Below are 25,972 nucleotides of genomic sequence, written 5' to 3'. Positions count from 1 at the left end.
CGTCCGGCCGCGCACACTTGCGCCGTGCCATGGACGGCTTCGCCCCAGTCGCGTCGATGTCTCGTCGTCGGTGCGCAGGTGCTGGGCGTCGCCGTCGTCTACTTCCTCGCCGCCAGGGTCGGGTTGCAGCTCGCGCTCGTGCGCGGACAGGTGACGCCCCTGTGGCCGCCGACCGGGATCGCGCTGGCGTGCCTGCTGCTGTTCGGCATGCGGTGCTGGCCCGGCATCACGATCGGGGCCTTTCTCGCCAACGTGTTCGTCGGGCCCACGTTCCCGGCGGTCGTCGCGATCTCCGCAGGGAACACGATCGCCCCCGTGTGCGCCTGCCTGCTGCTCGCGAAGGCCGGGTTCCGGCCGGACTTCCTGCGCCTCAAGGACGTGCTCGCCCTCGTCTTCGTCGCGGCCCTCGGCGGCATGCTGATCAGCGCCACGATCGGCACCGGCACCCTCGCCGCCGTCGGCGCACTGGAGCCAGGGGACTTCTGGGCCACCTGGTCGGTGTGGTGGACCGGCGACGCGATGGGTGTGCTGGTGATCGCACCCGTGCTGCTCGTCGCGGCGGGCAGGCGGTGGCAGTGGCGCGTCCCGCTCGTGCGGTGGCTGGAGGCGGCGGGGCTCGTGCTCGGCGTCGTCGCCGTCACCTACGCGGTGACCCGGTTGCCGATCACCATGCTGTTCCTGATCTTCCCCGTGCTGATCTGGGCGGCGCTGCGGTTCCGGCAGGCGGGCGCGGCGCCGTGCAACCTGATCGTCACCGTCACGATCGTCCTCGCCGCCGCGGACCGGAACGGGCCGTTCGGTGACCTCGACCTGCTGACCACGATGATCACCCTGCAGGCGTTCAACGGCTCCGCCACGCTCACCGCGCTGCTGCTCGCCGCGATCACCAGCGAGCGGGACGCGGCGCAGCGGTCCCTGCAGCGCGCCGCCACCCAGCTCTCGGACGCGGTGCTGGCGCTCGAACCGTACCGGCTGCTGAACCGCGGCCTGTTCCGCAACGTCCGCCGCGGCGCCGGGGACGGCCCCGCGACCACACCGCCCGCATGATCACATCGCGGCGTCGAGGCGTTCGCGCTGCGACGCGGTCAACGCCAGTGACACGCCCGCGATCGCCTCGGCCAGCTGTTCGACCGAGCTGACGCCCACGATCGGCGTGGCCGCCGGGTGCCCGCCGGACAACCACCCCAGCACCACCCGGTTCCGGTTGGTCCCCGTCTCCGCGACGACCTCGTCGAGCGCCGCGAGGCGGCGGGTGGTGCCGGGGTGGTCGTACCCCTCGGCCAGCGGTTTGTCCGCGCGGGTGTAGCCGCCGCTCAGCAGTGGCGTGTACGCCCACAGCGCCACGTCCGGGTGGTGCTCCAGGTAGTGCAGCACCTCGTCGCTGAGCGCGCCGAACCGCAGGCCGGACGGCCGGATCCCGGGGCGCGGCCGCAGGTAGGTGTGCAGCTGCTGCACCGCGGTGAACCCGCCGGTCCTGGAGAGCTGCCGCGACCGCTCGAGCTGCCAGACCGGGTAGTTGGAGCAGCCGACGCGGGCGACCGTCCCGGCCTCGACCAGGTCGTCGAACGCGCCGACCGTTTCCTCCAGCGGGGTCGACCGGTCGGGCATGTGCGCCCAGTACAGCTCGACGCGGTCGGTGCCGAGCCTGCCGAAACTGCCCTCGATCGCCTTCTTGACGACCGCCGCCGACAGCCCCTCCGCGGTCTCCGGCCACGGTCCCGTCTCGGCGGGTTCGGCACCGACCTTGGTGCTGAGCCGGACGCGGTCCCGCACACCGGGGCGGCTCGCCAGCCAGCGGCCGAGCACCGTCTCGCTCTGCCCGCCGAAGCCGGACTCGTGCACCCAGAACGCGTAGGAGTTCGAGGTGTCGATCCAGACGCCGCCCGCGTCCACGAAGCGGTCGAGGATCTCGAACGACGTCCGTTCGTCGGTCCACGTACCGAACCACATGGCGCCCAGAGCGAGGTTCTCCATCATGTCCGCCACCGTAGGCAACTTCGGTACGGCAGTACCCTCCAATCCTGTGGTGGTTTCCCAGACCAATTTCGCGTGGGCGACGCTGCTGGACGTGGGTCCCCCGGCCAGTGGCCGGCTGCACGACCGCCTCGCGCAGGCGCTGCGCACGGTGATCCGCGACGGCAGGCTGGCGGAGGGTGCCGCGCTGCCGCCGAGCCGCGCGCTCGCCGAGGAGCTCGGCTGTTCCCGCTGGGTCGTGACGGAGGCGTACGGCCGGCTCACGGCGGAGGGCTACCTCGCGGCACGGGTCGGTTCCGCGACGCGGGTCTCGTGGGTCCCGGACGTCGCGCCACACCCCGAGCCACCGCGGGGCCCGGCCACGCCGCCGGTCCGGTACGACCTCTCTCCTGGCCTGCCCGACCTGCGGGCGTTCCCGCGCCGCCGGTGGGCGGAGGCGGTCCGGGCGGTCGTCGACTCGGCCGTGCACCACGACCTCGGCCTGCCCGACCCGGCGGGGCACGCGGCGGCGAGGACGACCGTCGCGCAGTACCTGCGGCGCTCGCGTGGCGCGGCCGCGCACCCCTCCTCGGTGATCATCTGCGCGGGCATCACCGACGGCCTGGACCGCTCGTGCCGCGCGCTGCGTGCCGAGGGGATCACGGACGTGGCGGTCGAGCACCCTGGCTGGCCGCGGCTGCGGGACGCGGCCACGAGCGCGGGCCTGCGCGTGCACCCGGTGCCGGTGGACGAGAACGGGCTGTGCGTCGACGACCTCGCCCGCACCCCGGCCCGCGCCGTCGTGGTCGGTGCGGCGCACCAGTTCCCGACCGGCACCGTGCTGTCCCCGGCCCGCCGTGCGCGGCTGGTGCGCTGGGCACAGGACGTCGACGGCTTCGTCGTCGAGGACGACTACGACGCCGAGTTCCGCTACGACCACCACCCGGTCGCCGTCATGCAGGGGATGGCGCCCGGCCGGGTGTTCCTGCTCGGCTCGGTCAGCAAGACACTCTCACCCGCGCTCGGGGTGGGCTGGCTGGTCGCACCCGGCGCGATGGCAGCGGCGCTGCGGGCGGCCAACCCCGTCGCCGCGGCACCGCCGGTGCTGGACCAGCTCGCGCTCGCCACGTTCATCGACCGCGGGTGGTACGACGCCCACCTGCGTGCGGCGCGGCGGCGGTACCGCACCCGCCGCGACCTGCTGGTCCGCACCCTCACTGAGCTGATCCCGGACGGCAGGGCCGCAGGCACCGCGGCCGGCCTGCACATCCTGCTGCACCTGCCCGACGGCACCGACACCCGCGCGGTGGTCCGCGCCGCGGCCGCCGCCGGGCTGAGCGTGTCCGACCTCGACGACTACCGCACGGAGCGGTCAGCGGACGCGGGCCGCGCGCTCGTCCTCGGGTACGGCAACATCGGTGACACGGAGATCCCGAGTGCGGTCGCGCTCCTCCGCGACAGCCTCCCGGGCTGAGGGCTCAGCCCGACGCCTCGTCCAGGGGGCCTCGCTGATCGTCGGGCTGCGGTGAGCCGAGTGCCAGCGCGTCGCCGACCAGGTCGACGGCGCTGCGGGACGGGTCGCGGGCCGCGTTGTTGTACACCTGTTCGGTCGTGTCGATGCTGGTGTGGCCCACGTCGGCCTGGACGTGGACGAGCTGGGCGCCCGCCTCGACCGCGGTGGTCACGTAGAAGTGGCGCAGGGCGTGCGGGTGCAGTGGGGTGTCGGCGGACAGGCGGCGCAGGAGCTGCCACACGGCCTGGCGCCGGAACCGGTTCCCTGTGCGGGTGACCAGCAACGGCGTGTCGACGGGCACGCGGCGGCGGGTGAGGGTGGTGCCCGCGTCGGCGTCCCGTTCCCGCAGGTAGCCGGTCAGGGCCTCCTCGGCCGCGGTGTGCAGGTAGACGACGCGGGTCTTGCCGCCCTTGCCGTGGACGCGCAGGGCGCGACGGCCGCGGGTCACGTGCAGGTCGCCGCGGTCCAGCGCGCACAGTTCGCTCACGCGGAGCCCCAGGGTGAACAGGGCGACGACGGCGGCCGCGCGGGCCGTGTCGAGCGCGCCCGCGCCCCGTCGGGGGGTCCGCGCCGCCGTGTACAGCGCGCGGACCTGGTCGGTGGTGAGGACGACGGTGGCGCTCGTGGACGGGGCGGCGAGCCCGAGGCGGCGGCGGTTGAGCGCGGCCGGGTTGCCCGCGGCGAGACCGGTGTCGGCGAGGTGGGTGTAGAGGGCTTTGACGGTCGCGAGCATCCGGTCGCGGGTGGCAGGCGCGGCGTCGGCGGTGGCGAGCGCGTCGAGCCAGGCCTTGACGTGGGTGGCGGTCGCGGCGAGCGGGTCCACGCCGCGGGTGGCGCACCAGCGGAACCAGTGCAGGTGGCGGAACCTGCCGCGGGGTGCCGGGGGCGGGGTGCGGCGGGCGGGGGCCGCGGCGGGGGTGGCGCCGATGACGGCGGCGTACCGGGTGATCGACACAGCCCAGTCGTCGTTTTCGGGGTCGGTGATCCAGTCGCGGAGATCGGTCTCGGTTGTGGGCAGTCCAAGCCCTTCCGCGTACGTGCGCCTCGTGGCGCGGTTCCCGTAGCCGCCGAGCCACTCCGCGATCTGAGCCAGTAGCTCCGCTGGCCTCTCGACGCCTGGCCACGGCCCGTCAGGCGCCTTCGTCAACTCCCCTGTGGTCACGCCACCATCTTAGCTACAAAAGCTCGGTTCTGTAGCTGACCCATGTTGTAGTTACGTTATCTGTAACCCGGTCTATAGGTAATGAGAGTTGATACTAGACTGTAGAACATGGTCGATGTCGTGGTCGAAACCCTCGAAACGGACTCCCTCTGCGGCTTCAGCCGCTGCCGGGCGCCGCTGCCGCCGCCGGGTCCGAGGGGCGGGCGGCCGTACGCGTACTGCCCGGACCGGACGTGGCCGGGCGGCAAGACCTGCAAGCAGCTCGCGGCCGCGCAGGACGCGCTCGCCGAGGCACTCGGCACCACCGCTGACACCGGCATCACGGCCGCCACCAGCACGTTCACGGCGGCGGCCGACCGGATCGCCGACCCGCTGAAGGAGGTGCTCACCGCGGCGACCGCCCTGCGGGACACCCTGGGTGCCGAACTGGACGCGGCCGCCGCGCGGGTCGCCGAGGCGGAGGAGACCGTCGCCCACGAACGCGGACTCCGCCAGACCGCGGAGGACGCCGCCACCGCCGCGACCACCGAAGCGCAGCGCGCGACCGAGAACGCGGCCGAGGTTGTCCGCACCGCAACCGCCGAGGTCGAGCAGGCGCGCCGGGAACGGGACCACGCGCTGGCAGCCGCGGCTTCCGCCGACGAGGCCCGCGCCGAGGCAGAACGCGCCCAGGCCCGCGCAGAGGGCGTCGCGACCACAGAACGAGAACGCGCGGAGGCACTCGTCCGTGAGGAACGCGCCCACGCCGACGCCGCCGCGAAAGCTCTGGCCGGTGCCACGGAGAAGCTGGCGGCCACCCGAGCGGAACGGGACGCGGCCCGGACCGCGCTCACCGACCTGCGCAGAACCGTCGACGAGGAACTGGCCCGCACGATGGCGCGGGTCGACGACCTGTCGAGCGAACTCGCCCGTGCACGCGGCAGGGGAGACGAGCTGGGGGAGGAACTGACCCGCGCCCGCACCCGCCTCGACGAGACCGCCGCGGAACTGACCAGGGCCAGGGCCAGGGCCGACGACCTCACCGCCCAGCTCACGAACGTCACCGCCGCCGCCCACCAGGCGACCGAGCTACGCGCCAGGACCACCGCGCTCCGCGACGTGCTGCTGACCCCGGACCTGGCCGCCGACGAACTGCGGACCCGCCTCCTGGCGGAGCTGTTGACCGACCGGACCAGTTAGCCGGGCCGGAGGTGGACCTGTTCGCGCGCCGGTGGCCGGGCCGACCATGGCGGCATGTCCGCCGTCACCGACTTCACGCGCTGGTTGTCCACCGAGTTCACCGCGGCCAACACCGGCCTCGAAGGGGCGTACTTCGCCGCCGGCCAAGAGATCGTCTACGACGACCACGACCTCGACCAGCGGAAACGTGCCCTCCGCGACGACGGCGCGACCCTCGTGACCCGCATCGGCACCACCAGCACCGACAACCCGTACGACCTGCTCGGCGCCGTCGGCCTCTACCTCGCCGCCTGCCGGCGCCACGAGGTCGACGCGCCCGAAGCGGCGCAGGCCGTGGCCGGCCGGCTCGGCCTGGCGCTCGGTGTCGCGCCCCGGTTCGTGTTCGCGCACCTGTCGACCCACAACCCGGCCGCGCGCACGTTCACCGACCTTCCCGACGAGCAGCTGTTCATCGACCACAACGGCCTCGGCGTGCTCGCCTACCAGCGCGCCGCCGCGGCACTGCGCCGCATCCCGTCCGTCACGACCGCGCTCGCGGCCGCCCTGTACGACGAGGCACTCGCCGCGCTCGACGCGGTGCTGGCGGCCAACCGCGCCCTGGCCGAGTCGCTCGACCCGGACCGGTTCTTCCTCAACGTCCGCCCGTACTTCAAACCACACGTCGTCGTCGGCACCGAGTACCGGGGCGCGAACGCGGGTGACTTCGCCGCCGTCAACGAGATCGACCTGGCGCTGGGCCTCTGCGACCTCGGCGACCCGTTCTACCAGCGGATCCTCGCGGAGAAGTACCCGTACGTGCCGCCGGAGGACCAGCCGCGGCTACGCACGCCACCCGCCGACCTGCTCGCGCTCGTCGAACGCGACGGCACCCACGCCGAGCGGTACCTCGCCGTCTGCCGTGCCCACGGCGCCGCCTACGCCTTCCACCACCACCGGCTCGTGGTGCCGTTCCTCGCGCGGCCCGCCGAGTCCATGCCACCCGACCGCCGCGCCCGGCTCACCGCCAGCGGCCCGCCACTCGACGTCGTCCTGGCGACCCTGTCCCGCCTGGTCGACCTCCGTGCCGCCCGCGACCGGCCGGGCACCGCGAGCGAACGGGTACGCGCGGTCACAGGAACCGGTCCGGGGTGATCGGCAGGTCGCGGACCCGGACCCCGGTCGCGTGCCAGGCGGCGTTCGCCACCGCGGCGGCCGTGCCGACGATGCCGATCTCACCGATCCCCTTGGTGCCCAGCGGGTTGACGTGCTCGTCGGTCTCGTCGAGCCAGTGCGCCTCCAGCGAGCGGACGTCCGCGCACGTCGCGATGTGGTACTCGGCCAGGTCGTGGTTCACCACGTGGCCGTAGCGGTGGTCCATCACCGACTGTTCGTGCAGCGCCATCGACAGGCCCATGGTCATGCCGCCGAGGAACTGGGACCGGGCCGTGCGCGGGTTGACGATGCGGCCGGCGGCGAACACGCCCAGCAGCCTGCGCACCTCGACCTCACCGGTGTCGGCGTGCACCGCCACCTCGGCGAACTGCGCACCGAACGCCCGCATCGCGAACGTCTCCGACAGGTCGGGCGTCCGCCCGGACGCCTCGTCGCCCGCCGCCGGGTCGGTGCCGAACTTGTCGCGGAACGCGCCTGCCGCGTCGGCGATCGCCGAGCCCCACGACGCGACACCGGACGACCCGCCCGCGACCGTCGCGTTCGGCAGGTCGGTGTCGCCGATGCGCAGCTCGACCCGGTCGACCGGCACGTCGAGCCGGTCCGCCGCGACCTGCGCGAGCACCGTCCACGTGCCGGTGCCGAGGTCCGCCGCACCGATCGCCACCTCGTAGCGGCCGTCGGCGGTGTACCGGATCTCCGCGACCGAGCCGGGTGACATGTGCACCGGGTAGGTCGACGACGCGACCCCCGTGCCGATCCACCAGCCGTCTTCCAGCCGGGTGCGGGGTCGCGGGTCGCGGGCGTCCCAGCCGAACCGGCGGGCGCCGTCCTCGAGGCACCCGATCAGGTTGCGGCTGGAGAACGGCTTGCCGCTGTCCGGGTCGAGCTCCGGCTCGTTGCGGATCCGCAGCGCGATCGGGTCGACCTCGCACCGCTGCGCCAGCTCGTCCATCGCGACCTCGGGCCCGAACATGCCAGGGCACTCGCCCGGTGCGCGCATCCACGACGGCACCGGCACGTCCAGTTCGGCCAGCCGGTGCCCGGTGCGGCGGTGCGGTGCGGCGTACATCGACCGGCTCGGTGTCGCGGTCTGCTCGGCGAACTCCTTGACGCGCGCGGTCTGTTCGACGACGTCCACGGCGATGCCGGTCAGGGCGCCGGTGTGGTCGGCCGCGAGCCGGATCCGCTGGATCGTCGGGGTGCGGTAGCCGACCAGGGAGAACATCTGCTGACGGGTGATCGCGAGCTTCACCGGCCTGCCGGTGAGGTGCCGCGCGCACAGCACCGCCAGCGCGACGGGTGCGTGCGGCTGGCCCTTGCTGCCGAACCCGCCGCCGACGTACGGGGCCACCACGCGGACGCGGTCCTCGTCGAGGCCGAACAGCGACGCGACCGCCGAACGCAGCGGGTGCACGCCCTGCGTCGAGTCGTACAGGGTGAGCCGGTCGCCGTCCCAGTGCGCCACGGTCGTGTGCGGCTCCATCGGGTTGTTGTGTTCCATCGGCGTCGTGTAGACCTCGTCGACCGTCACGTCGGCCGAGGCGAGCGCGGACTCGACGTCACCCTGGGAGCTTTCGGTGGGCAGCGCCGGGTTGACCTTCTCCGGCGTGTACAGCCCGGCGTCGTCGGCACGCAGCCGCGTCTCGTGGGGTTCGCTGTCGTAGGTCACCTGTATCGCGTTGGCTGCCTGGCGCGCGGTCTCCGGTGTCTCGGCGACGACCACCGCGACCACCTGCCCGCGGAAGGCGACCGCGTCGTCCTGCAGCACGGCCAGTTCGGCGTTGCCGGTGTCCTCGAGGCGGGGTGCGTTCTCGTGGGTGAGGATCGCGAGGACGTCGTCGAGCGCGTTCGCGGCCGACAGGTCGAAGCCGGTGACCCGGCCGCGGGCGATCGTGGCCTGCACGAGGTGCGCGTACGCGGGGTGCTCGACGTCGTGTTCGTAGGCGTAGGGCGCCGTGCCGTGCAGCTTGGCCGGGCCGTCGCGGCGGGGCAGTGCGGTGCCGATCATGCCGGTCATGCCGTGCCCTCCGTGGTGAGCCCGCGCAGTGTGGCGACAAGCGCGCCGCGCGCCATCGCGACCTTGAACCCGTTGTCGGGCAAGGGTTTCGCACCAGCCAGCTCGGCGTCGGCGGCCCTGGTGAACAGCTGCTCGGACGGTTCCCCGGCGCGCAGCACGTCCTCGGCGGCGTGCGCGCGCCACGGTTTGTGCGCGACCCCGCCCAAGGCGATACGGCAGTCCTGGACCCGGCCGTCCCGCAGGTCGGCCACGGCCGCGACGGACACCAGCGCGAACGCGAACGACGACCGCTCGCGCACCTTCCGGTAGGCGGACCGGACCGACAGCGGCGCGGGCAGGTCGACCGCGGTGATGAGGTCGCCGTGCTCGAGGATGGTGTCGCGGTCGGGCCGGTCGCCGGGCAGCCGGTGCAGCGCGTCGACGGGGATGTCCCGCTCGCCGTGGCGGCCGAGCACCCGCACGGTGGCGTCCAGCGCGACGAGCGCGACGGCCATGTCGGACGGGTGCACGGCGACGCAGTCCGGGGAGGCACCGAGGATCGCGTGGTAGCGGTGGTAGCCCTCGATCGCGGAGCAGCCGCTGCCGGGGTCGCGTTTGTTGCAGGCGGTGGTGACGTCCTGGAAGTACGGGCAGCGGGTGCGTTGCAGCAGGTTGCCGCCGGTGGTGGCCATGTTGCGGAGCTGGCCGGAGGCGCCGGCGAGCAGCGCCTGCGACAGGACCGGGTAGCGCTCGCGCACCACGGGGTGGGCGGCGAGGTCGCTGTTGCGGACGGTCGCGCCGACCCGCAGCCCGCCGTCGGCGCGCGGCTCGACCCGGTCGAAGGGCAGCCCGGTGACGTCGACGACCAGGTCGGGCCGGGCGACGTCGAGCTTGAGGTGGTCCACGAGGTTGGTGCCACCGGCGAGGTACACGGCACCCGGCGCGCCGGCCACGGTGGCGACCGCCCCGGCGGGGTTCTCGGCACGGCGGTAGTCGAAGGGGATCACCGGCCGGCCTCCTGGATGGCGGCGACGATGCCGACGTAGGCACCGCAGCGGCACAGGTTGCCCGCCATCCGCTCCCGGATCTCCGACGCGGACAGGGTGGGTTCGCCGTCGGTGACGGCGCTGGGCCACCCGGCCTTCAGCTCGTCGAGCATGCCGGCGGCGGAGCACAGCTGGCCGGGAGTGCAGTACCCGCACTGGAACGCGTCGTTGTCGAGGAACGTCTCCCGCAGCCGGTCGTTGTCGAGCCCGGCGGCGGTCACCACCTCGGCCCCGTCGTGCGCGACCGCGAGCGCGAGGCACGACAGGACCCGCCGCCCGTCGAGCAGGACCGTGCACGAGCCGCACTGCCCGTGGTCACAGCCTTTCTTGGGTGCCGTCACCGCCAACCGGTCCCGCAGCGCGTCGAGCAGCGTGGTGCGGGTGTCGACCGCGACCGTGCGCTGCCGGCCGTCCACCGTGATCGTGATCGTGGCTTCCACGCGGACCGGGTTACCGCGGCACGGCAGGCGGAAACGTCGGCGTGGTTCAGTCGGTGTGCCCAGGCCTGTCGACCACCATGACCGGGCTCTCGCCGACCCGCACGGTGGGCCGCCCGTCGAGCGAGGTCCGCGCACCGCTCAGGTCGTGCACCCGCGCGGCCGTGGGCCACGTCGGCAGCTCCGCCTCGCCGTCGTCGGTCCACAGCACGCGTGCCTGCTCGGCGCCGGCGAGCACGAACCGGCACTCCCAGACTCGCGGCGGCAGCCCGGCGTCGCGTCCGTGCGAACACGACCGGACCCGGGCACCGGAGAGCCACCCGGCGAACGTCCCGATGTTGCGGGCGGCGCGGGTCGGTTCACCGCCCTCGGGCTGCAGCACGAGCGGGATGCCGCGGCTCCCCCAGTTGTAGAAGTACATCCGGTCGTACCGCGCGTGGATGCCGACGAGGTAGAAACGCACGCCGTAGTTGTCCGCGTCGGCCTGCGACAAGGGCGGTTCGAGGGCGATGTTGTAGGTGCTCCCGGTGTTCCACAGCGGTTTGTGGACGCCCGCGCGGTGGAAGACCCGGTCGATCTCCTCGGCCAGCTCGGCCATCGACTCCGGGGTGTCCTCGGCGTGCCGCTGGTGCAGCTTCACCGCCGCGACGTCGCAGTGCCGGTAGCCGCCCGCGAGCGCGAACCGGTGCAGGTACTCCCGCGACGACGCCTGCCACAGCTCGCCCATCGACGGGCACACCACCGTCGCGGCGGGGTCGGCCGCCCGGATGATCGCGGCGGCACGGCGGGTCAGCTCGACCAGCTCGTCGACCGTGCCGGTGTAGTAGCGCGGCGAGTTGGCCAGATTCCACAGCTCGTAGGCCTCGACGCGGCCCGCGTACCGACGTGCGACCTGGCCGACGTAGCGGTCCCAGGCGGACCGGTCGGCCGGCGCCGCGGTGGTCGACGAGTCCGTGTACGGGCTGTGCGCACCGGCCGGGTTCGTCCACGCCGCACCGAGTCCCATCGTGTAGAGCACCGGGTGACCGGCGGCCTCGGCGCCCGCGACGAGCCGGTCGAGCCGGTTCCACCGGTACCGGCCGGGCTCGGGTTCGACGTTCGCCCAGCGGGTGGCGCTGTCCCACAGCCGCACCGCGCCGACCCGGAAGTCCGGCATCGCCCCGCTGTCGCTGTTCATGGTCACGCCGAACAACGCGTCGTCCAGCCGGGCGGGCGGCTCCTGCTGCCAGGCCGGCCCGACCACCTGCTGCGGCGCGGCCGCGACCACGTCCTCGGCGGGTACCGGGTCGGTCGTGGACGCGGGTACGGCTAGCAGCGCACCGGCGACGAGCGCGAGTGCCGGTACCGCGCCCTTCACCCGGGGCCCGGTGACTCGTGCGCGCACCGCGGCCCGCGGGCGGGGTAGGGCGGTGAGCGGTTCCGCGCGGCCGAGCCGGGGGTCCTCGGCGAGGATCGCGCGTTCCAGCTCGCGCAGCCGGTGACCTGGTTCGATGCCCAGCTCGGCCACCAGGGACCGCCTGCAGCGGCGGAACTCCTCCAGTGCCTCGGCCTGCCTGCCCGACCGGTAGAGCGCCAGCATCAGCTGGCCGCGGAACCGTTCGCGCAGCGGGAAGTCCTCGACGAGCCTGGTCAGTTCGGCGACCACCGTCGCGTGCCTGCCGAGTTCGAGGTCCCCGTCGATCCGCTCCTCGAGGGCGGCGAGCCGCTGTTCCTCCAGTGCCGTGGCGGCCGTGGCCGCGATCGGGGCGTCGATCCCGTCGAGCGCTGGGCCTGCCCACAGGGCGAGCGCGTCGCGCAGCAGCCGTGCCCGCCGGGCGGTGTCGCCCGGTTCGCGTGCTCGCGCGAGCAGCCGCTCGAAGTCACCGACGTCGGTGGTGCACGCGTCGGGCCGCAGCAGGTAGCCGGGGCGCTGGGTGGCGATCACCTCGGTGCCGACCCCGGCGGCGGCCACCGCCCGGCGCAGGTCCCGGACGATGCCGTGCACCACCGACCGGGCCGACGCGGGCGGGTCGCCTTCCCACACCGCCGCGATCAGCCGGTCGGTCGACACCACCCGGCCCGCGTCGAGCAACAGTGCCGCCAGCAGCGCGGTGCGTTTGGGCCCGCCGAGCGGGATCGGCTCTCCTGCCACCGTGGCCCGGACCGGGCCGAGAACCTCGAACCTGACACGTGCGTCGTCCACCACGGGACGCTCCCCCCGACCTGCGCCGGCCCCCCGCCGGCGCGCGCCCTCCAGGATCAACGCCCGTCCCGCGTTCCGCAACCCCGCCGTGACCTGCGGACATGACGCTCAGTCATTCGTTTGGCAGCCGATTGACAGCGGTCGAGGGCAGTGTCAGAGCCGTCCGGACAGGGGGTCCGGGCACATCCGATCGAAGGGGGAAGAACGATGAGGACGAGGTTGACCGCGGTACTGGCGTTGTTCGCGGCGCTCGTGGTGGTGCTGCTGCCCGGCACGGCGTCGGCCACAGCGGCCACAGCGGCACCGGCTGCCGAGCCGGCCGCCGTCGAGCCGATGGACAAGGGCTTCGACGTGGCCGTCTACAACGGGACCAGCCGGAAGATGTACGTCAGTTCGGCGGGCCACAACAGCACGCCGAACCCGGACAACACCGAGACGTTGTACCCGGGTGAGTGGTCCGACGAGGCCACGCGCATCGACGACGTCGACCAGCTCCGCGTGCCCGGCTGCGACGTGTTCGTCCAGCTGGGCTGGTACGACGACGGCGAGTGGGCGCACGTCCACGGGGTCACGCCGTGGGTGTGGATCGTCGACGTCAACTGCTAGCCACCACGAGGGTGGAGGGGCACCGCGGCGCGGTGCCCCTCCACCCTGTGTTCACAACAGGCTAAGCAGGCCGAACGTGACCGCGGCGATCGACGCGGCGCCCGGGAACGTCAGCACCCAGCCGATCGCGATGTCACCGGCCACCGACCAGCGGACCGCCTTGCGGCGCTGGGTCGCGCCGACGCCCATGACCGACGAGGTCATGACGTGCGTGGTCGACACCGGCGCCGCGAACACGAACGCCGTCAGGTACAGCACGGACGACGCGGAGACCTCGGCGGCGAAGCCGTGCGCGGGCGTGAGGTGGAAGATCCGCCTGCCGAGGGTGCGCATGATCCGCAGCCCACCCGACCAGGTGCCTGCCGCGAGGGCGGTCGCGCACAGCAGGATCACCCAGAACGGCACGTGGTAGTCGTCCTGGTGGCCGGTCACGACGAGCGCGAGCACGATGACGCCCATGCTCTTCTGCGCGTCCTGCAGGCCGTGGCCGAGCGCGAGGCTGGACGCGGACGCGATCTGCGCGCGCCGCAGCAGCCGCCCGGCGCGGTGCGGGTTGGCCCGGTGGAACGCCCACATCAGCCCGATCATCACGAAGTAGCCGAGCGTCATTCCGACGAGCGGCGACACGATCATCGGGATAACGACCTTGACCAGCACCCCGGACCAGTGCACGGTCGTCGCGGACGCGAGCGCGGCGCCGACCATGCCGCCGATCAGCGCGTGCGACGAGGAGGACGGCAGCCCGAAGTACCAGGTGGTGAGGTTCCACAGGATGGCGCCGACGAGCGCGGCGCCGACCACCTCCATGCCGTGCGAGGAGTGCGGTGTGTCGATGATGCCCTTCGCGACGGTGACGGCGACGCCGGTGCCCGCGAGGGCGCCGATCAGGTTCATCACCGCGGCGAGCCCGAGCGCGCCGCGCAGCGAGAGCGCCCTGGTGGACACCGCGCTCGCGATCGCGTTGGCCGCGTCGTGGAAGCCGTTCGTGTAGTCGAAGATCACCACCAGCACGATGACGGTGATCAGCGCGATCCAGTCCCAGTTCACCGGGTCAGGACTCTTTCACCGCGATGCTGTGGACCACGTCGGCGACGTGCTCGAAGGCGTCGGCCGCGAACTCGAGCTGGTCGACGATCTCCTTGAGCTTCATCACGGTGAGCGGGTCGTGGCTGCCGTTGAACAGGAACTGCAGCAGGCGCCGGTAGATCTGGTCGGCCTCGTTCTCCAGCTCGTTGATCTGCACCCAGAAGTCGGTGAGGTTCCGCAGCGTCGCGAGGCGCGGCATGGCGTCCGCGGTCAGCTTCGCGCACTTGTCGAGCACCTCGACCTGCAGCCGCACGTTGTCGGGCAGCGCCTCGGGGTTGTAGAGGGTGGTGAGGTCGACGGCCGCGTCCATGTAGTCGACGACGTCGTCGAGGCGGATGGCGAGCCGGTAGATGTCCTCGCGGTCGAACGGCGTGATGAACGAGCGGTCCAGCTGCTCGACGATCGCGTGGGTGGCGTCGTCACCGGCGTGCTCGGCGGCGCGCATCTTCTTGGCCAGCTCGCCGCGTTCCTCGGTGGGCACGGTGACGAACTCGCGCAGCAGACTGGTCGCCGTGGCGATGTTGGTGCCGGCGACGCTGAACAGGTCGAAGAACCTGTCGTCCCGAGGCTTCAAACGCAGGCGCATCGGACCCTCCCTTCCGCGATCATGGCCAGAGTATTGACGGTTCATGAACGGCCGGTTGCGGGGGGTACCACCGACGATGGGCGCTACCCAGGCAAAAGGGACTTCTCAGCCGCCGTGGATGAGCCGCAGCCTCGGTCTGGGATCGGACATGCCCAGCAGGTCGCGCAGGCGGGGCAGGGGGAGGTGCAGCCGGTCCGCGAGCAGCGGCAGCGGCAGGCCGTGGCGCTCGGCGAGCTCCGCGGCGCGGACGAGCAGTTCCGGTCGCTCACCCGGGTAGCGGGAGGCAGCGGGTTCCTCGGTGCGCCAGCCGAGCCGGGTGAGGGTCGCCATGGCGCGGCGGACGGTCGACTCGCTGTAGACGCCGAGGTCCTTGCCGCGGTAGACGAGCGCGGCGACCGACACGCCGTAGCCGTCGGCGGTCTCCTTGAGCTCGGTGAGGTCGACCGGGGTCGGCAGGCGGTCGCGGATCTCGTCGGCAGGCATGAGCAGCTCGGCGGCGAACGCGTTGGCCTCGCGTTCGTGTCCGCTGTCGCCGGGCACGGGGTCGGGGTGCAGCAGCAGGTGCCCGAGCTCGTGGGCGACGGAGAACCGCTGTCGCATCGGATTTCCCTTGCGGGACAACACGATGATCGGCCTGCCGTGCAGTGCGGCGGAGAACGCGTCGATGGCCTCGGCGTCCACCCCGGGCAGCTGGGTGAGCACGATGCCGCGGGTCTCGAGGGTGCGGACGAGGTGCACGACCGGGCCGGCCGGGACCGCCCACGCCTTGCGGATCATGCCCGCGGTCGCGGCCGGGTCACCGGGCCGCGGACCGAGCGGGAGGCCGAGGTCGAGCGACGGCAGTTCGAGGACGTTGTCGAGCTGGTCGATCAGCTCCCACAGGAGCTCGACGTGGGCGAGTGCCTGCTGCCGCTGGTGTGCGGTGGTGGAACGCAGCGACCGGAAGTGCGCGCCCGCGGTGTCGAGGCGCAGGTGCGGGCGGCCCGCGGTGAAGAACGACACGGGCACGTCCAGTGCCGCGGCACAGCGTTGCAGGGTCTCGCCGCTGGGCCGGGCCTGGCCCAGCTCGTACTGGGACACGGCGGCCGCGGTGCGGTCGATGGCCTCGGCGAGGTCCCGTTTGCGCAGGCCGGCCAGCTCGCGGGCCATCGTGAGCCGGGCGGGTGCGAATGCCTGCGCGACGGCGAAGGCATCCGGGTGCACGGGACAACTCCTCGGGAACGCGTGGTCGTGGTGCCGAGCATGATGGTCCATGCGCGGAGAGTGGGCCGATCCGGGTCAGCCCGGCTGACGGCCCTCGTCGGTGTCGCGCGGCCGCAGGTCCAGCGTCGGCTCTGGCAGGTCGAAGATCGCCGGGTCGAGCGGCCCGGTCTGCCGCGGGATGCCCGCGGCGCCGGTGATGTCGTGCAGGCTTTCCCGCCAGAACCAGTCGATGTGGTTCTCGAGCAGTTCGCCCTGGCCGATCCACGCGCCGGTGAGACCGTCCTTCTCCGTGCCCGTCCACAGCAGGGTGAGCCGCTCCCGGTCGCCGAACAGGGCGTCTGGCCTGCTGAACAGGGCCTGGTGGTCGCGGCTGTTCAGCAGTTCGCGCCGCAGGTCGCTGGCGTCGGCGAGCGAGCCGTTCGGGCCGCCGTGGACCTGCATCTGGTAGATGCCGACCTTCGGGAGTTTCAGCGCGACGGTCTGGAACGCGGTCTCGACCTGCAGTTCGGGCAGCACGGCGGTCAGCGAGCCCGCGGTCCTGACGAGGAACTGGTAGCGGTCGGTGCCGAAGCTGTGGGGGTTGTGCCAGTCGCCGCGCGGGCCACTGCGCCGCACGCGCTGGAGGTCGGACGCGGCGTCGTGCGCGTCCTGCAGCCATTCGCACACAGCGGACACGAACGTGGGCAGGGGGACGGGTTCGATCAGCCGCGCCAGCCGTTCCACATGACCCCCTGCTTGATCCGCCACTCGCGTTTCGCGCCGTACCACTTGATTCTCGCGCAGGATCCGGTCACGGCCGGGATGTGGCGGCGGCGTGTCTCAGGCGGGGTCGGCGGTGGTGACCGCGTACTCGGACAGCGCGATGCGGTTGGGCAGGCCGGTCTTGGTGATCAGGCTCGACACGTGCTTCTCGACCGTGCGCGGCGACAGGTGCAGGCGGTTGGCGATCTCGCGGTTGCCGAGCCGGTCCGCGAGCAGCCGCAGCACCTCGTACTCGCGGACGGTCAGCCCCGCGGATCGCAGCGCGGACGGCATCGCCGACAGCCCGGTGCGCCGTTGCCCGACCCGCGCCCCGCTGTTGCGCAGCAGCGCGCGGCACGCGCTCGCGACGGCCGGGATGTCGGCCGAGTGGAAGTAGTCCTCGGCGGCACGCAGCCATTCGACCGGGTTGCCCCACCTGTCGGTGACCGCGCACTCGGCGGCCAGCCGCAGCCCGAGGTGCCTGCCCATGGCGTACGGGGCGCCCGCGGTGAGTGCGTCGGCGAGCGCCGCGTCGGCCTCGGCGACCGCGCCCGCGCGGCCCGCGAGCACCGCACGCCCGAACTGGGCGAACATCCGGTCCCACCGGAACCCGGCGGCGGGCGAGGACGCGACGGTGTCGAACTCGTCCCGGGTCATGGTGCCGGTGACCGCGCCGAGCAACAGGTGCACGCCGTACCGCCCGCCGAGGTGGAACACGGTCGGCGTGGTGTCCTCGGCGCGCAGCGCGAGCGCCTGCTCCTCGAGCGCGCGGGGCCGGTTCTCCTCCAGCAACGCGCAGAACGCCTTGGCCAGTCCGTGGACCCTCGGCGCGTACAGCGGCTGCGCCTCGCCCTCCCAGCGCCGGAAGGCCGAGAGCGCCTCGTCCATCTCCCTGCGGCGGCCGCGGTGCCCGGCGAGGATCGCCCGCACCATCAGCACGTAGTGCACGCATTCGACGAGCTTGAGCCTGCTCGCCGCCGCGAGGACCTGGTCGGTGAGCGTCTCCGCGGCCGCGAAGTCGCCTGCGAGGGCCGTGTAGAGCGCGATGCTCTGCTCGGCCTGGTAGCGGGCCGTGACCGCACCGACCAGCGTGGCCTGTGTCCGCGCCTGTTCGAGCCGGTCGAGGTAGCCGTCGCGCAGTGCGTCGTCGTTGCCGAGCCGCACCAGGGCGTGGATCTCCCAGATCGGGAGGTCGTGGCGGACCGCGGTGGACCGGGCCCGTTCCAGGCAGGCCGTCGCACCGGCGGGGTCCTTGGAGCGGAGCAGGGTGCCCAGCAGTTGCCACGCCTGGCACGCGACCGCGGGCAACGGGACCCGGTCGGCCACCTCCGCCGCGCGGCGGGCGAGCGCCTCGGCCTTCTCGATCTGACCGGAACCGGGGACGTCCAGCACGATGTGCGCCTCGACGACGTCGATCTGCGCGGTGTCGGCCTCGTCGGCGTCCGGGCCGAGCAGGGTGCGTGCCGAGGTGATCTGCGCGAGGTTGCCCGGTCCGGAGCCCGCGACCTGGGCGGCCCACGCGAGGCGGGTGTGCAGCCGGGCCCTGCGGCGCGGGTCGAGGCCACCGACCTGGTCGAGGGTCCCGACCGACGCGGCCGCCCGCTCCACCAGCCCGGCCTCGGCGAGCGCGTACACGAGGTGCTCCAGCGTGTCGGCCCGTTCCGCGGCCTCGTCACCGGCGAGCAGGTCCCAGGCGCGGTCGAGCAGGCCGACCGCCGAGCCCGCGGCGCCGTGGGTGATCGCGCGGTGGCCCGCCTCCGCGAACAGCCTGCCCGCGACGGTGGTGTTGCCCGCTTCGAGCCGCAGCGTCGCGGCGGTCTGGCACCACTCGCCGGGCAGTCCGAGGTAGACGGCTTCGAGCGCGTCGGCGACCTGTTCGGCGAGCCGGGCGCGTTCGGCCGGGGTCAGCAGCGTCAGGAGAGCTTCGCGGATGAGCTGGTGCTGGAAGGTGTACCAGTCGGGCAGCTGGTCGTCGGGCTGCACCAGTTGCGCGACGGGTTCACCGTGCAGGTGGGACAGCAGTTCCCGGTCGGGCAGCCCGGTCACGGCCTGGGCGACGGCGATGGGGAACCGTCTGCCGACGACCGCGGCCACCGACAGCAGTTGCTGCACGGCGGGACCGAGCGCTTCGATGCGACGGGCGACGGTCCTGGCGAACGTGGCGGGCACGTCCTCGGGTGGCGGGTCCGCCATGCGCCACGTGGTGCCAGTGTCAGAGCCAGCGCCGGTGCCGGCAGGCACCAGCAGGCCGCCGTCGACGATGCCGCCGAGCAGTTCCTCGATCAGGAACGGGTTGCCCGCGCTGCCCGCCCACAGCAGGTCGACCGCCTGTTTCGGCACGTCCGCCGCGGGCATCGGCAGGCACGCGCCGACGAGGTTCCGCAGACCGGTCCGGTCGAGCCGGTCCAGCTCGACGACGACCGCGGTGCCGCGGCGGGCGGCGGAGCGGGCGAGGTCGAGCGCGGGGCAGGGCTCGTTGCGGATGGCGCCGAGCAGCAGCGTGGGCTGCCGGTCGAGGTTGTCGGTGAGGTACTCGACGACCGCGAGGCTTTCCGCGTCGGCGTCCTGCAGGTCGTCGAGGGACACCAGGCAGCCGCGGCCCTTGCCCGCGAGACCGGTGAGCCGCAGTACCGCCTCGGCGAGGATGACGAGCGAGCCGCCTTCCTGCTGCGCGGCCGGGGTGCCCCAGTCGGGAATCAGCCGGGCGAGCACCGGCCGGTAGGGGCCGAGGGCGGCGATGTCGAGCGGTTCACCCGCACGCAGCAGCGACAGCAGCGCTTCGGTGAGGGACCGGAAGGGCACCATGGGCCCGATGGCGCTGCCACGACCCCGCATCAGCACCATGTCGGCCTGGAAGGCCTGGTCAGCGGCGGCGGCTGCCAGTCTGGACTTCCCGATGCCGCTCTCGCCGACGAGGAACACCGCGCCGCCCCACCCGGAGGCCGCCGCGGTCAGGGCGTTCTCGACGGTGCGAAGCTCCTGGTCGCGGCCCACCACGGTTGACGAGCGGTTCCGCACGGTTGTCGAGACTACCGAGGTGTCCTCCGCGTGATCCAGAGTGGTGCGATCCGGACAGGCTCATACCGGCTCGCACCACCGTCACCCAACGTCAGCGGGGGTCTTCAGGGCCGCAGCACGTGGTGTGCGCACCGGCCGTGACGTCGTCGAAGGCACCTGCGAGACCGAAGGCGAGGGCACCTGCCGACACCGCCATGCCCGCGAGGGCGGCCGCCCGGACCCCGAAGGTGATCGCGGGCATGAACCGCAGCAGCGGCGTCGGGTAGCCGCGGCCCTCCTCGGTGACGGCCTCAGGGGTTTCGGCGGTGGCGCCGGTGGTGAACTGGTCCTCGGACACGGTGTGCTCCTTTCATTGTGGTTGTCGCGGTTGGCCGTCGTGCCGTGATGGTTGGAGCAGCAGCACGGAAGGAACCCGCTCCGGGTGGCCGAGGCGGAGCAGGCCGTAGCCGATGCCGGCGACGCCGTTGAGCAGGCCGGGTGTCGGCACCCCGCCCGGGGTGCCGCAGACCGCGCCGTACCGGGTGTAGGCGTCGAGGATCAGCCCGGCGTGCTTGCGGCGTTCCGCCGCGAGGTGCTCGGTCGTGAGTGCCTCGGCGATGCCCAGCTCGCCGTGGCAGAGGCTGAGGTCGGACAGCACGGGCCGGTCGACGAGCAGCGGGTCGAGGGCGCCGCCCGCCATGGCGAGGCCGGCGGCGCCGGTGCACCAGCCGAGCTCGCCGTCCTCGGCGCGGGCGTGCGCGGCGGCGAGTTCGGCTGCCTCGGGGTCGTGCCCGGCCAGTGCCCACGCGATACCGGCGGTGCCGTCGGCGAACCCCGAGGGACCGTGCGGTGCGCCGCAGTGCCCGCCGGTGCGGCGCACCAGTTCGGCGAGCCCTTCCGCGCACTCCTTGGCCAGGTCGGCGGCTTCCCGCAGGCCGAGCTCGGTGTGCACGGCGGTCATGGCGGCGAGGCAGCCTGCGCCGCCGCTCGCGACCCCGGCGGGCCCGGGTGCCTTGGCGGCGGCTGCGGCCAGCTCGACCGCGGTGCGGGTGGCGTCGCGCAGGCCGCCCTCCAGGCCGTCGTCGCCGAGCAGCGTGGTGAGCCGGGCCAGGCCGTAGGCGATGCCGCCGAAGCCGTGGAACCCGCCGCATCCGATGGCGCCGACGAGGTCGGGCCTGCCGCGCATCAGGTCGAACAGGCGGGGCAGGCCGTCGAGTGCCTGACGGGCGGCCTCGGCGTAGCGGGGGACGCCGGACAGGTCGGCGACCTGGGCGAGGAACAGCGCGACGCCGAGGTGGCCGGTGCCGAGGCTCGCACCCATGGGCAGCACGAGCCAGCGCTGGTCGTCGACGAGTTCGAGGCCGAGCCAGTTGACGCGGTCGCCGCTCGTGTGGGTGCGGGCCACGAGCTGGTCGGCGATCGCGCAGGCGGACACGAGCAGCCGTTCCGGCGGTGCGGCGGTGCCCGCGAGGCGACCGGGCAGTGGTGCGGCGGCGCGGTGCGCGACCGCCGCGGTGCGGGTGGCGAGGGCGGCCGCGATGATCCACTCCTGGTCGCGCAGGTCGACCTCGCTCATCGCGTTGACCTTTGCGAGCGCGCTGGCGAGGCCGGGCCGCTCCAGCGCGCCGGGCAGCCGGTGCCCGGTCGCGCTCCACAGGTCGGCCGACCCGGGGCGCGCGGTGAACATCGGCACGTCCAGTGCCCACAGGTCGGCGACCTCGTGGCGGCAGACCCGCCACCGCAGCGGGTCGCCCGCGGACTCGACCCACAGCACGTCGAGCGCGTTGTCCCTGGTGAGCCCGTCGCGGAGCAGTTCGGGGCGGGTGGACTCGGCGAGCAGGCGGGCGTAGCCGCGGGAGTGGCGGACCGCGACCCGCACCTCGTCGTCCGCGCACTCGCCGAGCAGGTCGGTGAACTCGGCGCGGTGCCGGGTGATGGCGTCGTAGGCGGTGCGGAACCCGTCCAGCAGCGCCTTCTCGTGGCCGGTCACCTCGACGACGTGACCGTCGAGGCGGGGCAGGTTGCTCGCGGCCGCGCTGGTGACGGTGCGCCGCACCTCGCGCAGCGTGCCGCGGGCGCCGGCCTCCCAGTCCGCGACGATGTCGGTCACGGTCGTCCCGCCGAGCGCGGACACGTCCGCGGTGCCGCCTTCACCCGCGGCGACGAGCGGGAGCAGGCCGGTGCGCTGCACGGACTCCGCGAGCATGCGGCCTGCCGGGTCGACGCTGTCGACGGGGGCGGCGAGCGCGGGGTGGAACAGCGCCTCGGTGTCCACCAGCACGGGCTGGTCGCCGTGGGCGATCACGTTCTCGAAGTGCGTGTCCGCCGCGTGCAGCGCGTGCAGCAGGGCCAGCAGCGCGCCTTGTCGTCGGTAGAACCGGGCAGCGGCGGCGTGGTCGGGCAGCGGCCGGGCGGGCACGTACTCGACCCAGCCGTACCCGTCGCTGGCCGCGGCGGCCGCCGTGCGCAGGTCGAGGTCCGGGACCACCTCGCCCAGCCAGCGCACGGCGGCGCCGAACCGGTCGTGCACGGTGAGGTCCCTCGGTTTGTAGACGGTGCGGGAGCCGTCGGCGAAGGTGAGGATCGCGACCGACCGGCCGCGCCGGTGCGTGTCGCCGAGACCGGTCCGGACCTCGGCGAGCGGGCCGGGGTCGGTGCCGCCCAGCAGGGTGGCGACGATCCGGTCCCGGTCGGCCGCGAACCGGGTGACCAGTTCGGCGAAGGCGTCGGTGTGGAAGGTGCTGGCCTGCCCGAGCAGCCTGGCCAGCACCGGGTACGTGGTGAGCAGCCCGGCGAACCGGGCGGGTTCGGTCAGGCGGGCCGCGAAGCCTGCGAAGCCCGTGGCGTGACCGCCTGCGACCGCGGTGTTCAGCTCGTGCGCGAAGGTCCTGGCCGCGACCGGCACCAGCAGGCGGGACAGCCGTGCGGAGAACGCGGTGACGAGCGCGGCGAGGTCGAGCTGGTGGGCGTACGCGGCGATGCGGTCGGTGAGGTCGTCGGCGGCGCCGGTGACGAAGGGCTTCAGCACGGCGGCGAGCGCGGTGCGCCAGTCGTCGGTGTCGACCTGGCGAGCCGTCGCGCCGCGGACCGCGCGTTCGACGGTGTCGGCCCAGGCGGGGCGGGAAACGCGTGCGGCGAGCGCGGCGGGCGTTTCGGTGAGCAGACCGAGCAGGGCGACCTCGTCGAGGCCGTCGGCGGCGAGGCGCTGGTCGAACCGGTGGCCCGCGCCGAACCCGGCGCGCCAGCGGGCGACCCGGTCCCGTGCCTCCGCGCTCGGCACCGCGCCACCCACCGGGGCCGGCCGCTCCGCGAGCGCGAGGGCGGGCGCCCACCAGGCGGCGGGGAACGCGCCTGCCGCGCCCTTGTCGGTCATGGACAGGACGTTGCCAGCCCGTGGGGGCGGGGTCATGGGTGGAAACTACGCATATTCCCCGCGCACGGCGCTACGTTCGTGTGGACTTGTTCGCATCTGCATCAGCTCATCGCGCCGCCCTCAGCCGGGGCAGGCCGGCTTCCTCCTGTGCGTACCGCCTGACCAGCGGGTTCATCCGGTAGCCCGGACCGGCCGGGGTGAGCAGGTGTGCGTGCGTGAGCGCGTCGAGGCCGTCACGCAGCGCGGGTTCCGCGGTGGCGAGCGGGTGGCACAGCTCGGCCGGGGTCGAGGACGTGATCGTGTCGGTGTCGAGGTGCGCGAGCTGGTGCAGCAGCCGCTGTTCATCGGGGCGCAGCGTGGCGACGTGGGTGGCGATGCAGGCGCGGACCGACAGGTCGGCCACTGTGAGCCGGTCGAGCACGAGGTCGTCGTCGGTGAGCAGGTCGGCCAGGTCGGTGAGCGACCGGTGCGGCCGGGCCGCGAGCCACGCGCCCGCGATGTGCAGCGCGACCGGCAGCCGTGCGCAGGCGTCGACGATCGCGCGGGCCGCGGCTTGCTCGGCCGCGACGCGGTCACCGACCAGCCGCACCAGGATCTGGCGGGCGCAGCCTTCGACCAGCGGTTCGAGCCGCACGGGCTGGACGCCGGGCAGCGCGAGCAGGTCGCGTCGGCTCGTCATCAGCACCGCGCTGGGGGTGGCGCCGGTCAGCAAGGGCCGCACCTGTCCCTCGTGCGCCACGTTCTCGAGCACCAGCAGCACCCGCCGGGCAGCGAGCTCCGCCCGCACCCGCGCGGCCCGTTCGTCCCTGGTCGCGGGCGGGTCGGTGACGTCGAGGGACCGCAGCAGCCGGGCGAGCACGGCGTCGACGGACAGGGGGGTGCGGTCGGGCTGGTCGAGGTCGGCGTAGAGCTGGCCGTCGGGGAACCGGTCGCGGACGAGGTGTGCCACGTGCACCACCACCGCGGTGCGGCCAACGCCAGGGCCGCCGCTGACCAGCGCGGCCCTCGTGCCGGGCGTGGTCAGCGCGCGGGTGAGCGCGGCGACCGGCTGGTCCCGGCCACACAGGTCCGGCACGTCGGGCGGCAGCTCACACCGCCCGTGCGCCGGTGGCGCTGGCTCGCCGCGCCCTGCCGCGGCGAGCAGGGCCGCCTGGTCGGTGTCGCTGAGCCGCAGCGCGCGGCCGAGCAGCGTGACCGTCTGTCGCTGGGGCCGTTCGGTGCGGCCGATCTCGAGGTTGCGGATGGCGCGGACCGACAGCCCCGCCCGGTCGGCGAGCTCCTCCTGGGTGAGCCCGGCGCCCCTGCGGTAGGTCCGCAGGACGGCACCGAACGCGGGTCGCGCTGCCATGCCGGGACCTCCTCACGTGGCGGTGGAATGGCGGTGGGACTGGTGGACCACCTCACCGTCGCCTACCCACCCGGTCTCGCGCATGGGTAGTCGCTACCTACATTTCTGCTGGCAGCACACGTACTCACGCGGTGTGTGCCCGCCGGGACGCTCCGCATCTTGTGCCGGGACTTGTGCCGGTGGAAGTGCCTGGCCCGGTCGCCCTTGATCGGGTTTCGTCATGTCGGGAGCGCCGGCAGGACGGCCTCTTGCGTGGTGGCGGTGCGGCTCCGGCCGGCCCCCTCACGGCAGCCGTGCCGCCACCGCTACGACTCTTCGAAAGGACGTTCGCGTTGACCGGTGTGTTCGGGTGGTTGGACGTCGCCGACTTCGAGTCGGTGGGGTACACGTCCGGCCTGTCAGTGGGCCTCACGCGGGTGCTCGCCGACCTGGACGACGCCGATCTGATGGCCGTCGCGCACGCGGGATGGGCGGCGGTCCCCACGCAACGAGTGCTCGAGGGCGCGAGCGTGCTCGAGCACCGCATGGCCACCTCCGAAGGGGTGGCGATCCTCGATGTGCGGCTGCCCGCGGGGCTGGCGCGGCTGCGGCACGCGGGGGATCGTCCGGAGGTGGTCGGGCTGCGGCTGGCCGCGGTGCGGATCGGGCTGGCGCGGAAGCTGCTCGACCAGGCGCTGGGGCGAGGGCTGTGCGAACCGGGCCGGCATGGCGCCACGACCGCGTACGGGGTCGTGGCCGGCGAGGTTCCCACCGGCTCTTGGTCGCTCACCAGCGGCCGGCCGCTGCTCCACCACCGGCTCACGCTCGCCGCGATCGCCGACGTGGTCGCGGCGCTCACGTCGCGGCGCGGGTACCTGGAGGTCGCCGCGCGGTACCCGTCGCGTAGGGCCGTCGTCGACGTGCACCACCGGCTGACCCGGCTGGACTGGCAGGTCGCGAAGCTGTTCGGCCCGCAGGATGACCTCGCCGACCATCCGGTCCGCGCGTTGTTCGTCGCCGAACTGGTGGCGAACACGTGGGTAGGGGCCTGACAGGAGCGTCATGGACGACAGCGGAACCCTTGCCGTGCCCGCGGTGCCCACGCCCCGCCGCCACCGCGACGCCGTTCCGGTACGGGTGACTTGCGAAGGCGCGGGGTCGCCGCCGTTGCCGGTGCTGGCGCGCGTGCAGCACGTGTTCTGCGGTGCGGTCGCGTCGGACGTGTGGCCGATGCTGTGGCGTGAGCTGCGGACGGGCACGGTCGCGACGGGCGATCTGGTGCTGCTGCGGGTCGGCCGGGGCACCGAGGAGTCGTGGCGTGAGCTGGCGGTCGCCGATCCGGACCTGGAGTACTGACCGGTGCCGTGCTGCGGGCGACGGTTGGGTGTGCCCTCCGGGGGCTCCTCGCCGGAGGGGCAGGTCTCTGGGATGGC

The 25,972-nt window shown here is 73.6% G+C and carries 21 protein-coding genes; 7 read left to right on the top strand and 14 right to left on the bottom strand.

Annotation, left to right across the window (positions count from 1 at the left end):
- Window positions 1-24: 24 nt before the first annotated feature.
- Window positions 25-1,047, top strand: coding sequence for an MASE1 domain-containing protein (locus FHR82_RS34720; RefSeq protein ID WP_184814845.1), 1,023 nt, complete (start codon window positions 25-27; stop codon window positions 1,045-1,047).
- On the opposite strand, the gene FHR82_RS34715 is transcribed toward FHR82_RS34720, so the two are convergent.
- Window positions 1,048-1,977 (bottom strand): aldo/keto reductase, encoded by a 930-nt coding sequence (locus FHR82_RS34715; protein ID WP_184814844.1) that lies wholly within the window; start codon window positions 1,975-1,977, stop codon window positions 1,048-1,050.
- Here FHR82_RS34715 and pdxR point away from each other — a divergent pair.
- A complete protein-coding gene (gene pdxR / locus FHR82_RS34710) occupies window positions 1,976-3,427 on the top strand; it encodes a MocR-like pyridoxine biosynthesis transcription factor PdxR (protein ID WP_184814843.1) in 1,452 nt (483 codons plus the stop codon). The genes FHR82_RS34715 and pdxR overlap by 2 nt on opposite strands.
- A 4-nt stretch (window positions 3,428-3,431) precedes the next feature.
- Here the strand turns inward: pdxR and FHR82_RS34705 are convergent, their stop codons facing one another.
- The gene (locus FHR82_RS34705; protein WP_184814842.1) at window positions 3,432-4,628 is read right to left on the bottom strand and encodes a tyrosine-type recombinase/integrase; all 1,197 of its coding nucleotides are present in this window, start codon (window positions 4,626-4,628) and stop codon (window positions 3,432-3,434) included.
- A 108-nt stretch (window positions 4,629-4,736) separates the two neighbouring features.
- Between FHR82_RS34705 and FHR82_RS34700 the strand changes: the two genes are divergently transcribed.
- Together FHR82_RS34700 and FHR82_RS34695 are read left to right on the top strand one after the other, a co-directional pair.
- Window positions 4,737-5,807 carry a coiled-coil domain-containing protein gene (locus FHR82_RS34700; RefSeq protein ID WP_184814841.1) on the top strand — a complete coding sequence of 357 codons (1,071 nt, stop codon included), beginning with the start codon at window positions 4,737-4,739 and terminating at the stop codon, window positions 5,805-5,807.
- A gap of 54 nt (window positions 5,808-5,861) precedes the next feature.
- Complete coding sequence (locus tag FHR82_RS34695) at window positions 5,862-6,938, top strand: monodechloroaminopyrrolnitrin synthase PrnB family protein (RefSeq protein ID WP_184814840.1); 1,077 nt, start codon at window positions 5,862-5,864, stop codon at window positions 6,936-6,938.
- On the opposite strand, the gene FHR82_RS34690 is transcribed toward FHR82_RS34695, so the two are convergent.
- Genes FHR82_RS34690 through FHR82_RS34675 form a run of 4 tightly spaced genes read right to left on the bottom strand, consistent with a single transcriptional unit; the run spans window position 6,916 to window position 12,620 of the window.
- The gene (locus FHR82_RS34690; protein WP_184814839.1) at window positions 6,916-8,976 is read right to left on the bottom strand and encodes a xanthine dehydrogenase family protein molybdopterin-binding subunit; all 2,061 of its coding nucleotides are present in this window, start codon (window positions 8,974-8,976) and stop codon (window positions 6,916-6,918) included. The genes FHR82_RS34695 and FHR82_RS34690 overlap by 23 nt on opposite strands.
- Window positions 8,973-9,962, bottom strand: coding sequence for an FAD binding domain-containing protein (locus FHR82_RS34685; protein ID WP_184814838.1), 990 nt, complete (start codon window positions 9,960-9,962; stop codon window positions 8,973-8,975). Before FHR82_RS34685 ends, FHR82_RS34690 begins: the two co-directional genes overlap by 4 nt.
- A complete protein-coding gene (locus FHR82_RS34680; protein ID WP_184814837.1) occupies window positions 9,959-10,441 on the bottom strand; it encodes a 2Fe-2S iron-sulfur cluster-binding protein in 483 nt (160 codons plus the stop codon). The genes FHR82_RS34685 and FHR82_RS34680 overlap by 4 nt, the downstream gene beginning before the upstream one ends.
- A 46-nt stretch (window positions 10,442-10,487) precedes the next feature.
- Window positions 10,488-12,620: an AfsR/SARP family transcriptional regulator gene (locus FHR82_RS34675; RefSeq protein ID WP_184814836.1), complete on the bottom strand. Its 2,133-nt coding sequence runs from the start codon at window positions 12,618-12,620 to the stop codon at window positions 10,488-10,490.
- A gap of 207 nt (window positions 12,621-12,827) precedes the next feature.
- Here FHR82_RS34675 and FHR82_RS34670 point away from each other — a divergent pair, with 207 nt between their 5' ends.
- Window positions 12,828-13,226 (top strand): hypothetical protein, encoded by a 399-nt coding sequence (locus FHR82_RS34670; protein ID WP_184814835.1) that lies wholly within the window; start codon window positions 12,828-12,830, stop codon window positions 13,224-13,226.
- Window positions 13,227-13,277: 51 nt separating this feature from the next.
- Here FHR82_RS34670 and FHR82_RS34665 read toward each other — a convergent pair whose 3' ends face one another.
- The 8 genes from FHR82_RS34665 to FHR82_RS34630 all read right to left on the bottom strand — a co-directional run bounded on the left by FHR82_RS34665 (window position 13,278) and on the right by FHR82_RS34630 (window position 24,560).
- Window positions 13,278-14,273, bottom strand: coding sequence for an inorganic phosphate transporter (locus FHR82_RS34665; RefSeq protein WP_184814834.1), 996 nt, complete (start codon window positions 14,271-14,273; stop codon window positions 13,278-13,280).
- 4 nt (window positions 14,274-14,277) lie between these two features.
- Entirely contained in the window at window positions 14,278-14,898 is a 621-nt protein-coding gene (locus FHR82_RS34660) for a DUF47 domain-containing protein (protein ID WP_184814833.1), read from the bottom strand.
- Between the two features lie 105 nt (window positions 14,899-15,003).
- The gene (locus tag FHR82_RS34655; RefSeq protein WP_184814832.1) at window positions 15,004-16,101 is read right to left on the bottom strand and encodes a helix-turn-helix domain-containing protein; all 1,098 of its coding nucleotides are present in this window, start codon (window positions 16,099-16,101) and stop codon (window positions 15,004-15,006) included.
- 75 nt (window positions 16,102-16,176) lie between these two features.
- Window positions 16,177-16,824: a hypothetical protein gene (locus FHR82_RS34650; RefSeq protein ID WP_184814831.1), complete on the bottom strand. Its 648-nt coding sequence runs from the start codon at window positions 16,822-16,824 to the stop codon at window positions 16,177-16,179.
- A gap of 96 nt (window positions 16,825-16,920) precedes the next feature.
- Window positions 16,921-19,860 carry an ATP-binding protein gene (locus FHR82_RS34645; protein WP_184814830.1) on the bottom strand — a complete coding sequence of 980 codons (2,940 nt, stop codon included), beginning with the start codon at window positions 19,858-19,860 and terminating at the stop codon, window positions 16,921-16,923.
- 91 nt (window positions 19,861-19,951) lie between these two features.
- Window positions 19,952-20,197: a hypothetical protein gene (locus FHR82_RS34640; RefSeq protein ID WP_184814829.1), complete on the bottom strand. Its 246-nt coding sequence runs from the start codon at window positions 20,195-20,197 to the stop codon at window positions 19,952-19,954.
- 12 nt (window positions 20,198-20,209) lie between these two features.
- A complete protein-coding gene (locus FHR82_RS34635) occupies window positions 20,210-23,248 on the bottom strand; it encodes a type 2 lanthipeptide synthetase LanM family protein (RefSeq protein ID WP_184814828.1) in 3,039 nt (1,012 codons plus the stop codon).
- A 70-nt stretch (window positions 23,249-23,318) separates the two neighbouring features.
- Window positions 23,319-24,560, bottom strand: coding sequence for a helix-turn-helix domain-containing protein (locus tag FHR82_RS34630; protein WP_184814827.1), 1,242 nt, complete (start codon window positions 24,558-24,560; stop codon window positions 23,319-23,321).
- Between the two features lie 332 nt (window positions 24,561-24,892).
- Here FHR82_RS34630 and FHR82_RS34625 point away from each other — a divergent pair, with 332 nt between their 5' ends.
- Together FHR82_RS34625 and FHR82_RS34620 are read left to right on the top strand one after the other, a co-directional pair.
- A complete protein-coding gene (locus tag FHR82_RS34625) occupies window positions 24,893-25,591 on the top strand; it encodes a hypothetical protein (protein ID WP_184814826.1) in 699 nt (232 codons plus the stop codon).
- A 10-nt stretch (window positions 25,592-25,601) separates the two neighbouring features.
- Window positions 25,602-25,895: a hypothetical protein gene (locus FHR82_RS34620; protein WP_184814825.1), complete on the top strand. Its 294-nt coding sequence runs from the start codon at window positions 25,602-25,604 to the stop codon at window positions 25,893-25,895.
- The last annotated feature ends 77 nt before the right edge of the window (window positions 25,896-25,972 follow it).

Origin of the sequence: Actinophytocola algeriensis (assembly GCF_014203735.1) — a bacterium.
Lineage (GTDB): Bacteria > Actinomycetota > Actinomycetes > Mycobacteriales > Pseudonocardiaceae > Actinophytocola > Actinophytocola algeriensis.
This window is presented reverse-complemented; position numbering and strand designations above follow the sequence as displayed.